The sequence below is a fragment of the Lwoffella lincolnii genome (assembly GCF_037201985.1).
Lineage (GTDB): Bacteria > Pseudomonadota > Gammaproteobacteria > Pseudomonadales > Moraxellaceae > Psychrobacter > Psychrobacter lincolnii.
This window is the reverse complement of sequence record NZ_CP147511.1, coordinates 356,503-368,615: the sequence shown is the minus strand read 5'-3', so window position 1 is coordinate 368,615 and position 12,113 is coordinate 356,503. Positions and strand designations below refer to the sequence as shown.

At 41.0% G+C, this 12,113-nt stretch carries 11 protein-coding genes; 8 read left to right on the top strand and 3 right to left on the bottom strand.

What is annotated here, in order from left to right; translation table 11 throughout:
• Positions 1-12 precede the first annotated feature (12 nt).
• The 4 genes from lon (at position 13) to WDM69_RS01650 (ending at position 4,332) form a co-directional block, all read left to right on the top strand.
• A complete protein-coding gene (gene lon, locus WDM69_RS01665) occupies positions 13-2,535 on the top strand; it encodes an endopeptidase La (protein ID WP_422393266.1) in 2,523 nt (840 codons plus the stop codon).
• 102 nt (positions 2,536-2,637) lie between these two features.
• Complete coding sequence (locus tag WDM69_RS01660; RefSeq protein WP_338755546.1) at positions 2,638-3,060, top strand: hypothetical protein; 423 nt, start codon at positions 2,638-2,640, stop codon at positions 3,058-3,060.
• A 91-nt stretch (positions 3,061-3,151) separates the two neighbouring features.
• Complete coding sequence (locus tag WDM69_RS01655; RefSeq protein ID WP_338755545.1) at positions 3,152-3,955, top strand: SDR family NAD(P)-dependent oxidoreductase; 804 nt, start codon at positions 3,152-3,154, stop codon at positions 3,953-3,955.
• A gap of 191 nt (positions 3,956-4,146) precedes the next feature.
• Positions 4,147-4,332, top strand: coding sequence for a hypothetical protein (locus tag WDM69_RS01650; RefSeq protein WP_338755544.1), 186 nt, complete (start codon positions 4,147-4,149; stop codon positions 4,330-4,332).
• 39 nt (positions 4,333-4,371) lie between these two features.
• On the opposite strand, the gene hemH is transcribed toward WDM69_RS01650, so the two are convergent.
• Positions 4,372-5,412 (bottom strand): ferrochelatase, encoded by a 1,041-nt coding sequence (hemH, locus tag WDM69_RS01645; protein WP_338755543.1) that lies wholly within the window; start codon positions 5,410-5,412, stop codon positions 4,372-4,374.
• Between the two features lie 505 nt (positions 5,413-5,917).
• On the opposite strand from hemH, the gene metX reads away from it, so the two are divergent.
• The 4 genes from metX (at position 5,918) to metW (ending at position 9,799) form a co-directional block, all read left to right on the top strand.
• Positions 5,918-7,081: a homoserine O-acetyltransferase MetX gene (metX, locus tag WDM69_RS01640; RefSeq protein ID WP_338755845.1), complete on the top strand. Its 1,164-nt coding sequence runs from the start codon at positions 5,918-5,920 to the stop codon at positions 7,079-7,081.
• A gap of 67 nt (positions 7,082-7,148) precedes the next feature.
• On the top strand, positions 7,149-8,177 hold the full coding sequence (locus tag WDM69_RS01635; RefSeq protein ID WP_338755542.1) for a DNA cytosine methyltransferase: 1,029 nt from the start codon (positions 7,149-7,151) through the stop codon (positions 8,175-8,177).
• Positions 8,158-9,183 carry a hypothetical protein gene (locus WDM69_RS01630; protein ID WP_338755541.1) on the top strand — a complete coding sequence of 342 codons (1,026 nt, stop codon included), beginning with the start codon at positions 8,158-8,160 and terminating at the stop codon, positions 9,181-9,183. Before WDM69_RS01635 ends, WDM69_RS01630 begins: the two co-directional genes overlap by 20 nt.
• Positions 9,184-9,190: 7 nt before the next feature.
• Positions 9,191-9,799 (top strand): methionine biosynthesis protein MetW, encoded by a 609-nt coding sequence (metW, locus tag WDM69_RS01625; RefSeq protein WP_078307429.1) that lies wholly within the window; start codon positions 9,191-9,193, stop codon positions 9,797-9,799.
• A gap of 161 nt (positions 9,800-9,960) precedes the next feature.
• Here metW and gdhA read toward each other — a convergent pair whose 3' ends face one another.
• Complete coding sequence (gdhA, locus tag WDM69_RS01620; RefSeq protein WP_338755540.1) at positions 9,961-11,292, bottom strand: NADP-specific glutamate dehydrogenase; 1,332 nt, start codon at positions 11,290-11,292, stop codon at positions 9,961-9,963.
• A gap of 201 nt (positions 11,293-11,493) precedes the next feature.
• Positions 11,494-12,039 (bottom strand): META domain-containing protein, encoded by a 546-nt coding sequence (locus tag WDM69_RS01615; protein ID WP_338755539.1) that lies wholly within the window; start codon positions 12,037-12,039, stop codon positions 11,494-11,496.
• Positions 12,040-12,113 lie beyond the last annotated feature (74 nt).

Genomic DNA, 12,113 nt, shown 5'->3' with positions numbered 1-12,113 from the left:
GAGAACACCTTTATGACTGACATTCCATTTGACCATGACCAAAAGTTGGCTGATGACTATGACGATGGCCAACAAAAAAATCCCCCCACCCATCTTCCGTTATTGGCACTGCGTGATGTGGTGGTGTATCCACACATGCAGATTGCTTTATTTGTTGGGCGAGCCCCATCAGTCAAGGCGATTGAGCTGGCTCAAGCCGAGTATGACGGACAAATATTGGTGGTGGCACAAAAAGACTCTTTGTCTGAAGAGATTGACCAAGATAACTTATATCAATATGGTACTGTGTGTCGCATCGTCAATACCATGCCTCATGACAGCGATGATAACTGCATCAAAGTGTTGATAGAAGGACAATTTAGGGCTCGTATCGATGCCATGTATGACCATGGTCATGTGTTGATGGCGGACTTTGAACGCCAAGACATCAGCATGACCATGAACAGCAATCAAAGTAGCAACACCAAACAAGCTTTGGTGGGCTTATTTGCCAGCTATGCTGAAGCAAGGCTTAGAAACTCTCGAGAGCTTATTCGAGTTGCCGAACGCATCAATAATTTGCTTGAGCTGATGTATTTCATCTCCACTCGGGTGGCAATGGACCTCAGTGATAAACAAATGTTCTTAGAGCATGATGACTTAACCGACCACATCAACACCTTAACCGAATATTTAATCAAACAAAGCGCCGAACAAAACATCGAACAAGACATTCAAGAAGCCGTGCGTCGGCAAATGGAAAACAACCAACGTGAATACTATCTAAACGAGAAAATAAAAGCCATTAAAAGTGAATTGTCTGACTTAAATAATGATGGAACATTTGACGCAGAAGATGACTTAGAAGAATTAGAAACTCGCTTAAAAGAAGCCGACTTACCTGACGACGTGCGTAAAAAAGCCGAACAAGAATTTAAAAAGCTCAAAATGATGCCACCAGCGTCCAGTGAGTCTTCAGTGGTGCGTAACTATCTTGAATGGATATTAGACACCCCTTGGAATACCGCCAGTAAGGTCAGCATCAATTTGGACAAAGCCCAAGACGTGCTGGACACTGACCACTATGGGCTAGATGATGTCAAAGACCGTATCTTAGAATATCTGGCAGTACAATCACGAGTAAAAAAACTCAAAGGACCTATCCTTTGCTTGGTGGGCCCTCCTGGGGTGGGTAAAACATCACTGGGTGAATCCATCGCTCGAGCCACAGGGCGGAAGTTTGTGCGTATGGCGTTGGGCGGTGTGCGAGATGAAGCTGAAATCCGTGGACATCGCCGTACCTATATCGGTGCAATGCCCGGTAAAATCGTCCAGTCTTTAGCAAAAGTAGCCGTTAAAAATCCACTGTTTTTGCTTGATGAAATCGACAAAATGGCTCAAGACTTCCGTGGAGACCCAGCGTCTGCCCTGCTAGAAGTGCTAGATCCATCACAAAATCACAATTTTAACGACCATTATTTGGATTTAGATTTGGACTTATCACAAGTCATGTTCATCTGTACCGCCAACAGCATGGATATTCCGCCTGCTCTGCTTGACCGTATGGAAGTCATTCGTTTACCTGGCTACACCGAAGAAGAAAAAGTCAACATTGCTGAAAAATATTTACTTCCCAAAGCCATCAAAGACAATGGACTAAAAGACGATGAATTGGACATCACTGGTGAAGCCTTACACAGCATCGTACGACGTTATACCAGAGAAGCAGGCGTGCGTAACCTAGAACGTGAGATTAATAAAATCAGCCGTAAGGTGGTGCGTGAAATGGTGGAAAAATACGGCAAAGCTGGTAAAAAACCCAGCAAAAAGCCAACCAAAACGCCGAACGAAGAGCAAGCATCTAAACTGGTGCGTGTTACTGACGACAACATCAATGAGTATTTGGGCGTGCATAAATTTGATTATGGTCTGGCAGAACAAGACGCTGAAATCGGACGAGTTACAGGGCTTGCATGGACGCAAGTGGGTGGTGAGCTGTTGACCATCGAAGCCATCACCATGTCAGGCAAAGGTGAGCTTACCTTTACTGGCTCCTTAGGCGATGTGATGAAAGAGTCCATACGTGCTGCCATGAGCGTGGTGCGGTCTCGTGGCGAACTGCTGGGGGTAAGTTATGACACCTTTAAAAATACTGACATTCATGTGCATATGCCAGAAGGGGCAACTCCCAAAGACGGACCATCAGCAGGCATTGCTTTGACCACCGCCTTAGTATCAGCAATGACAGGCATCGCCATTCGCCATGACATCGCCATGACAGGTGAAGTTACTTTGCGTGGAAAGGTACTGCGTATCGGTGGTCTAAAAGAAAAATTACTGGCAGCACACCGTGGTGGCATCAAGCATGTGCTGATACCTGAATCCAATGAACGAGATTTGGCAGATATCCCTGATAATGTCAAAGACGGTCTGACCATTCAGCCTATTTCCAGCATTGACGAAGTACTAAAAGTGGCTTTAGTCAGTTCCCCCAAGCCCATAAAACCTGCCCAAGTAACGATAGATGCCACACAGGATAAAGGATTACACAGTTAGGTTTTTATTGACAACATTCTGCCCATTAAGTATTTTCTTAATGGGTTTTTTATGTTTGGGTTTTTTATTTTTCTATTGTCATCATTACCATCATTTATCATCATGAATCACCGTCTGTTAATTCAATTATTAAATCAACATCTAAAAAACACAGCCAATTTATCAGTCATACCGCCAAACATTTGGCTCATTGGCACGTCCCATTGTCATCTTTGTGAGCTTGCCCAAGCACAACTTCAGCTGTGTCAAAAAGTCATTGTGTTTACTTATCAACAAATAGACATTGTTGATTTATTGAGTGTTGATTTACCCAGCCAACTTGCCAATCCAAACAACGTATCAAGCAACCACTTAAATAACGACCCAGATGACAGTTTAGATAACGGTTTAAATAACAAGCACAAGCATAACCAACATGTTCAACCAGAACAACTGGCTCAATCCATTCCTATTTTGGTCAGTGAATCAGGCATGTTATGCCATCCATTTGGCATCTTAGACATTCAAAGATTACTGCTAAATTAAACAATTAAAATAAACGGCTGTTAAAATGCCACCCACAATTTTGATACTTTTGATTAAAATCAATCCATCAAAATCAATTAAGGACACCTCCATGACCACACTCACCATACTCATCACAGGGGCATCTAAAGGTATCGGCTTGGCAACCGCCAAACGCTTAGCAAAAAAAGGACACCGCCTTGCCTTGTTTGACATAGACACAGACAGCCTCGCCACCATATCAAAAGACAAAACCTTTGCCAAACTCAACAAAAAACACGCCCTTATCACAGGCACAATGGACGTAACCAACCCAAATGACTGGGATAATGCCCTTGCCACAACCTTACAATCCTTTGGTAACATACACGTTTTGATAAATAACGCAGGAGTCATCGTTTCAGGCGACTTACCTGACACCAAACTGACGCAACAGCTCAGCTTAATCGACATCAACTGCAAAGGCGTGATGATTGGCTGTCACAAAGTCGGCAAACTGCTACAAACATCACCAAGCCCTTATTCCAAAATCATCAATTTATCATCGGCATCTGCAATCTATGGTCAACCTGAGATTGCCCCTTACTCTGCCAGTAAGTTTTTTGTGCGTGGTTTGACAGAAGCTCTCAATCTGGAATACGAACCTAAAGGCATTAAGGTGATTGACGTCATGCCTTTATGGGTCAAGACTGACTTAACCGATGGCATCACCGTTACCAGCATCGACCGTCTGGGCTTACAGCTAACGGCAGATGACGTGGCAAAAAAACTGGCACAACTGTCCACCATTCCCAATCAAGACATCAACAAAGTGCATTATCCCATTGGTTTGACCAGCCATCTGTTGTATCAGCTGGCGGACATCATACCGTCGCCGATGGTGCGTGTCATCAATGGCAGGTTTGCCAGCCGATAGCAAGAAAGCTTATTTATTAATTAACATTTGCCACACAAGAATGACACGCCCAATGGCTGGTATTGATGGGGGGTTTATGGCATTGTATGATTTATGGTATTGTATGATTGTATTTTGATACAAACATTTCACCACTGTATTTAATTGACATTTACCACAAACCGTATTTACCACAAATAAAGGACATTTTTATGACCCAACATTTCAGTACCGAACAAGATGAACAAGGTCTCACCCCCATACACCGCCAGAACATGGACGAACAACGAGCCGAAGAAGTGCTGGTAGAAAACAGCTTAGACGATAAAGATTATCCCACCATTCATGATATCGCTGATGATGATGCAATCAAGCACAGCCATCAAACACCATCATAAAGCTAAGTATTATTTAAGTTATTATTTAAATAATATTGACTAAGAATTAAGGCAACCACCCCACCCTGTTAGTGTCTGTTGCCAAGCAGACACATGAGGCATGGTCAGCTCTACCAATAAATCAATGTGAGCTTGGTCAGCATTCAGTGCAGGGATATAACCATAGCTTTGACCGCCAGCATGCAAAAAAGTATGGCGATTTTCGACCACCAGCTCTTCTAATGTCTCTAAGCAATCTGATGAAAATGCAGGACTGATGATTTGCACCGATGCCACGCCATGCTGTCCCCATTCAGTCAACACCACATCGGTATAAGGCTTGACCCATTCCTGCTTACCAAAACGTGATTGAAAGGCACATAACCATTCTTCTTCTGATAACTGTAACGCCTGGGCCAATTTGTGCGCCACATAGCGACATTGTTTTGTATAAGGGTCGCCTTTGTCTTCATTAACTTTAGGGATACCATGAAAACTCATGAGCAATTTATCTGCTTTGCCATGCTCAGCTTGATAGCGACGCACGCTGTCTGCTAACGCTTGGATATAGTTTGGGTGGGCAAAATAGTCTTTCACAAAACTGATGGCTGGCAGATGACGCTTACCCATGCCCCAACGAGCAACACCATCAAACACCGCCCCTGTGGTTGATGCCGAATATTGTGGATATAATGGCAATATCACCATTTGTTCAACCCCTTGCTCACTCAGTTCGTCCAATACCTGAGACAAAGCAGGATTACCATAGGTCATGGCAGCACACACTTGTACCTTAAACGGTAACCGCTCTGCTTGTTCATCAAACCGCTGTTGTAAGGCAGATGCCTGCTGAAACAAAATTCGACGAATGGGTGAATCACCGTCCCAAATACTGGCATAAGCCTGTGCCACTCGCTTAGAGCGTATCGGTAAAACAAATAAGTTTAATATGATTGCCCACAACAAAGGCGGTATCTCAACCACCCTAGTATCCGATAAAAACTGACGCAAATAGCGACGCACAGCAGGAACAGTGGGCGCATCTGGTGTGCCTAGATTGACCAATATCACGGCAATCGTAGGGCGGTGGTGTGGTTTCATAATTCTCTCTTAATCATGCTTTTATGTGATTTGTTGTTTGTGCCTTTGCCAAAAATTTTTTTGTTCTTGATTAGGGCGTGTCCCTATTTGGATAATGTGGCTAAAAATAGATAAAATCGTAAGCCAACAAGGCAAATTGTGCAGATAATATTGGAATATTGTCAAACAATTTAACGCAGTTTTGCCAGATTTTGGCATTTTTAGCCCATGAAAACTTGGTGTTTTAAATTAGGGGCACGCCCTAACATTTTATTAAAACTTTGACAGTCTAAAACAAATTTTTACGGCTAAAACAAACGCTTTCAATAGGGATTTGAAGCGGGTTATGGTATCATGACCCATTGTGTTTTACGCATTTTTTCCGCCATTTGTCTGATTATCCAGTCCTATGACCAACACTGCCAATGCCACTGATACGCTCAATGCCACCAACACTAAGACCAAACCGCCATTTTTTCCCAAAAACTCGGTAGGGCTTGTTAAGCCCATTACTTATCATTTTGACATGCCATTGACCTTAGTATGTGGTCGGGTGTTACCCGCTTATGACTTGGTGGTTGAGACCTATGGCACACTCAATGCGGATAAATCCAATGCCATTTTGATTTGCCATGCTCTGTCAGGCAGTCATCATGCTGCAGGATTTCACAGCACTGATGATAAAAAAGCAGGTTGGTGGGATAATTTCATAGGCCCTAATAAAGCGGTAGATACCCAACGATATTTTGTGGTGTGTTTAAACAACATTGGCAGTTGCTATGGTTCAACAGGACCTATCAGCCCAAACCCTGATAATCTCGATGACCAAGGCAACCCTAAACCCTATGGTCCAGATTTTCCACTCATCACCATTAAAGATTGGGTGACAACTCAAGCCCTACTTGCTGACCGCTTGGGTATTGAAGTATGGCATGCGGTGGTGGGTGGCTCAATGGGTGGCATGCAAGCACTACAATGGTCGATTGATTATCCTGATAGATTGCGTCGCTGTGTCATCATCGCCAGCACACCCAAATTATCGGCACAAAATATCGCCTTTAACGAAGTGGCTCGTCAGTCTATTTTATCTGACCCAGACTTTCATCAAGGTCGTTATCTTGAAGCAGGCACTTATCCCAAACGTGGCTTGATATTGGCACGCATGGTTGGACACATCACCTATTTAACCGATGAAGCCATGCGACATAAATTTGGTCGAGAATTAAAATCAGGCAAGTTTTTATACGGTTTTGACGTGGAATTTCAAGTCGAGAGCTACTTACGCCATCAAGGCGAACGCTTTAGCGAAAACTTCGATGCCAATACTTATTTACTCATGACCAAAGCATTGGATTATTTTGACCCAACCAATCAGACACTCAATTTTGATGATGCCAACAATCTTCATGATGATGGTCATCATGATGCTGACACACAAAAAAATGACCTTGAAAAATTAAGTCATCTCTTAGCAAATACCCAATGTCAATTTTTATTGGTCTCATTCACAACCGATTGGCGATTTACCCCAGAGCGTAGCCGTGAAATTGTCAATGCGTTAATCAAAGCCCAAAAACCTGTCAGCTATATTAATATTGATGCGCCATATGGACACGACTCATTTTTATTTGATATCCCCACCTATCACCAAGCTGTTAAAGGTTTTTTAGAGGCAAATCTGACACATTGACAATCGCATCACCACATCAGCTTTAATCATATTAATTTTAATGTTGTCATCACAAGGGAGTCATGGGTTGAACCAAATTCAATTAAATTTTTTTAATCAAACAGACATTAATCCCTCCATAATAAACCACTCATCTTATCATAAGCTTAAAGCGATTGATTTATTTGCAGGTGTGGGTGGTATTCGTTTGGGCTTTGAGCAAGTGTTTAAGGATAAAATTGAATTTGTTTTTGCATCGGAGCTTGATAAATTTGCTGGACAAACTTATCACGCCAACTATGGCGAACAGCCACATGGCGACATTACCCAGATTGATGCCAAAGACATTCCCCCACACGACATTATTTTGGCAGGATTTCCTTGTCAAGCATTTAGCGTTGCAGGGCATCGCAAAGGATTTGATGATACTCGTGGCACATTATTTTTTGATGTAGCTCGTATTGCCAAATATCATCGCCCAAAATTATTGTTTCTGGAAAATGTCAAAGGTTTTAAAAACCATGATAAAGGCAATACATTCAAAGTAGTCAAGCAGACATTAGAAAATTTGGGGTATCGTGTTTATGCTGATATATTAAATGCCAAAAATTTTGGCGTTCCCCAAAATCGTGAACGCATTTATATCATTGCCATTTTAAATGAATTTAACCAAGATGCAAACATTGATTTTGATGAATTAAAAAAAATAAAAAAAATATCAAAAGTTGGCGATATTTTACAACATCAAGTTGATGATAAATATACCATTTCTGATAAATTATGGGCAGGGCATCAACGTCGAAAACTTGAACACAAAAAAAAGGGCAATGGTTTTGGCTACTCTATGTTTAATGCCCAATCTGGTCATACCAGTACAATCAGTGCCAGATACTATAAAGATGGCTCAGAAATTCTGATTGAACAAACAGATAAAAATCCACGCAAACTCACTCCAAGAGAAGCTGGCAGACTACAAGGTTTTCCTGACAGTTTTATTATTCCAGTCAGTGATGTGCAAGCCTATAAACAATTTGGTAATAGTGTGGCTGTGCCAGTTATTCGTGCGTTGGCAAATGAAATTTACAAGGAAGTTTTCAATGAACTTACCAAAAATTAACATTGAAACCAATAAATTAGACATTAATACAAAGTTCTATTTTTTCTTAAAATATTTGGTAAAAGCCAACTTAACAGACAATCAAATTTTAAAGTTGATTGAATACCATCAAATATTCTCAACCAACGAAACACTCAATCAATTTAAAGAAACTGTCTTACAACAGTTTTCAACGACTACCAAAAAAGGACAAAAGCAAATTGCTTATTTAACTGATATTTTTATTGAAATCCAAGATAAAAATGACTTAGACGTATTTATTTTTAGCATTAAACTGATTTTGGTGAAAGATTTATTGTTGCAAGAAGCTAAAATCAAGCAAGCTCACAGCATAGAAACTCTAAAAAATGTCAACCCCTTATCCTTAGAATACGATAAAATAACTGTCTTAAACCCCTATAAAACCCGTGTTAATGGGGCATTACTGGCTTTAATATTTTTTGAAAAATTAAATACAGGATTTTCAAAAGAAACAGATATTTTTACCAAAAACTTGGCAATACAAGCCCAACAACTAATCAAAATTGGTATTGAACCCAATCAAATTTTTATGCTGTTATTCAATGAAAGTATCAATCAATCTATTACCAGTGATAGTGGTGCAGATTATGAAAAGCGGATACTCTCAGTTTTGATAAGTCAAGGTATTAATGAAAACCATATCAAAAAAATCCATGATAAAGTTGATAAATCTACTGAATTTGACTTATTTTTTGAATTAAATAGCAAAACCTTTGGCATTGGTGCAAAACGTACCTTGCGAGAACGATACAAACAATTTATCAAAACCGCTCAAATGACCCCCATTGACGTAATGATAGAAATAACATTGGGCACAGACCTAACTGAAGAAAAAGTTAAAAGCATTGTCAATCATGACATTTATCTATTCGTGGCTGATGAAGTTTATCAACAGTTTGACTACTTACAAAAGACAGAGAAGGTCTTTTCTTGCAAAGACTTAACCATAGAAACCTTAGAAAAAATTTCCATCAAATCGATATAGGTATTTTATGCGTATTGACCACCAACTTGTTGAGCAATGGATAGAACCTAACAGCCGTGTGCTGGATTTGGGCTGTGGTGATGGTGCGTTATTACACCATCTTAAAACAACTCGCCGTATCATTGGTTTGGGCATTGAGCTTGACCAAACATCGATGACCGCTGGCATTGCTAAGGGACTGAACATCATTGAGCAAGACTTAAATGATGGGCTGGCAAACTTTAGTGATGCCAGTTTTGATACAGTGGTAATGGCAAGGGCATTACAAGCGGTAAAAAAGCCTGACCAGCTACTCCTTGATATGGTCAGGGTTGGTAAACAAGTCATCGTTACCTTTCCGAACTTTGCCTATTGGCAAAACCGCTTTTTTTTGGGCATCAAAGGCATGATGCCCATGTCAGAAGCCCTGCCCCATGCGTGGTATGATACACCAAATATCCATCTTTGCACTTTTAAAGACTTTGAAAACCTATGCCATGATAATGATCTGATTATTTTAGACCATGTGGCAGTCACTGATTCTGCTTTTGGGCAGTGGCAACTCATTGATAAATTCATCAAAAAGTCCCCAAATCTGTTGGCAGACGTGGCGGTGTATCGAGTTGCCAAACATTGACTTTTATTAATTGTTGTCTATGCCTTACCTCCCTTTCTCTGATAAGAAAGGGAGGTGCTTTACAAACAATTAAGCCAAAAAATATTGCTATTGATATGCGTGATTAACCAGCGATAAACCAAACAACAACATCAGATGACAACATAAGTCACAGACCTAAATCACAACACGCCATAATTGACCATGGCGGTTGCTACTTTGGTAAATCCTGCAATATTTGCCCCTTTTTTATAGTCAATGCCACCTGTATCAGTTTTACCATACGCCACACAAGCATCATGAATATTTTTCATGATGCGTTGCAACTGAGTATCCAGCTCATCAAAGCTGGCGTATTGGCGAGCTGAGTTTTGAGACATCTCAAGACCAGACACCGCAACACCACCAGCATTAGATGCTTTACCAGGGGCATAGTAGATATTATTTTGCTGGAAGATGGCAATGGCATTCATGTTGCTTGGCATATTTGCCCCTTCTGCCACATATTGCACACCATTGACCACCATATTATTGGCATCATCACCATTAATTTCGTTTTGGGTGGCACAAGGTAAAGCGATGTCCGCTTTAATGTGCCAAGGGCGTTGCCCTTCTAGCCACTCACCACCAAATTTTGCCACATAGTCTTTTAGAGGTTTGCGTTGAGCTTTGCACTCAATCACCCAATCAATTTTTTCTTGAGTTAACCCATTTGGGTCGTACAATGTGCCAACAGAATCAGATAATGTAATGACTTTGCCCCCCAGCTCAAGCACTTTTTTGGCAGCATAAGTTGCCACATTGCCAGCCCCTGACACCAACACCATTTTACCATTCATGCTGTCGTTGTTGGCTTTTAACATATTTTGTAAAAAATACACCAACCCATAGCCAGTCGCTTCGGTACGAATCAGACTGCCTCCATGTCCCACACCTTTGCCTGTTAACACCCCTGTGAACTGACGGGTGATGTTTTTGTACATGGCAAACATATAATTAACTTCACGCCCACCAACACCAATATCGCCTGCTGGTACGTCAATATCTGCTCCGATATATGGCATAAGCTCACGCATAAACGCATAACAAAAACGGCGGATTTCACTGTTAGATTTGCCTTTTGGGTCAAAGTCTGAGCCACCTTTTGCCCCACCCATGGGCAAGTTTGTCAAAGCATTTTTAAAAATCTGCTCAAAACCCAAAAATTTCAACACTGACACATTGACACTTGGGTGAAACCGTAATCCCCCCTTATAAGGACCTAAAGCATTGTTAAACTGCACACGCCAGCCACGGTTCACTTGTAGATTGCCGTTGTCATCTTCCCAGTTTACTCGAAACTCAATGATGCGATCAGGCTCAGTCAATCGCTCCAACAAAGACACTGCTTGATACGTTTGATTATTGTCATAAATTGTTTCAATGTCTTCTAAAAATTCAACCACTGCTTGAAGAAATTCAGGCTGATGGGGATAACGCTGTTTTAGACGTGTTAAAATTTGTTGGCTGTTCATAACTCGATTCCTTGATTCACTTGAATGTACTTTGATGTACTTTGATGTGAAAATGACCATTCCATACTACTAAAACAGCGCCCATCATGGGTTATGTCATGAATGATGGGTTATGTCATGATAAGTTATCTCATCAAAATATGATTTTTTTATTCTTTATTTTTTGGTAAGGGTAAACTGTTGTTTGATAAGGGTTTGCCGTTAGTGACTCACAGGATAAAAAATGGCTGTCAGTCCATCACCATATACGGTTAAGATGGGTTGTTTAAGCTGATTGAGTGTCAGCTTAAACTGTCCTTGTACCACTTTGGTGGCAGCAACATCAAACGCTGATCCTTGTTCATCGCACGCCATGCGAGTAGATATGATGGGGCTTAGCTCAATGTCATGATTGGTCAGTATATAAGCAGCAGACATTTGATTACAAGTATTTAAAAATTGTAGTTGTTTATCTGCGGTAAATTTAAGTTGTAATGCCCCTTGTGGGTGATTGCTTAGCTCTGGCAAGATGGGACTGCCTTTGCTGTCGGTAACAGAATTCAGTTGCCACACATGGTGTTGCAGTTTGGCATCATTGAGTGGCAATACCACCGCTTGAGCAGGGTCTTTACTGATTTGCACATCTGTTGTATGTGCTTGGCTTGTTTGTTGCAACACGCCACAAGCGGTTAAACCGATTGTCAACAACATGCCCATTGATAATCCCAATGCGTTGGTTGTCTTTTTTATCATTGTTGTGTTCATCATGTTACCTTTTGGTTTGTTTGGTTTATTTGGCTTGTTTAAATGAATTGGTCAATCATGTCAGCACATTTTAATTA

Coding starts and splice junctions, on each gene's coding strand:
- lon (WP_422393266.1), top strand. CDS start 13: ATGACTGACATTCCATTTGACCATGACCAAAAGTTGGCTGATGACTAT.
- WDM69_RS01660 (WP_338755546.1), top strand. CDS start 2,638: ATGAATCACCGTCTGTTAATTCAATTATTAAATCAACATCTAAAAAAC.
- WDM69_RS01655 (WP_338755545.1), top strand. CDS start 3,152: ATGACCACACTCACCATACTCATCACAGGGGCATCTAAAGGTATCGGC.
- WDM69_RS01650 (WP_338755544.1), top strand. CDS start 4,147: ATGACCCAACATTTCAGTACCGAACAAGATGAACAAGGTCTCACCCCC.
- hemH (WP_338755543.1), bottom strand. CDS start 5,412: ATGAAACCACACCACCGCCCTACGATTGCCGTGATATTGGTCAATCTA.
- metX (WP_338755845.1), top strand. CDS start 5,918: ATGCCATTGACCTTAGTATGTGGTCGGGTGTTACCCGCTTATGACTTG.
- WDM69_RS01630 (WP_338755541.1), top strand. CDS start 8,158: ATGAACTTACCAAAAATTAACATTGAAACCAATAAATTAGACATTAAT.
- metW (WP_078307429.1), top strand. CDS start 9,191: ATGCGTATTGACCACCAACTTGTTGAGCAATGGATAGAACCTAACAGC.
- gdhA (WP_338755540.1), bottom strand. CDS start 11,292: ATGAACAGCCAACAAATTTTAACACGTCTAAAACAGCGTTATCCCCAT.
- WDM69_RS01615 (WP_338755539.1), bottom strand. CDS start 12,039: ATGATGAACACAACAATGATAAAAAAGACAACCAACGCATTGGGATTA.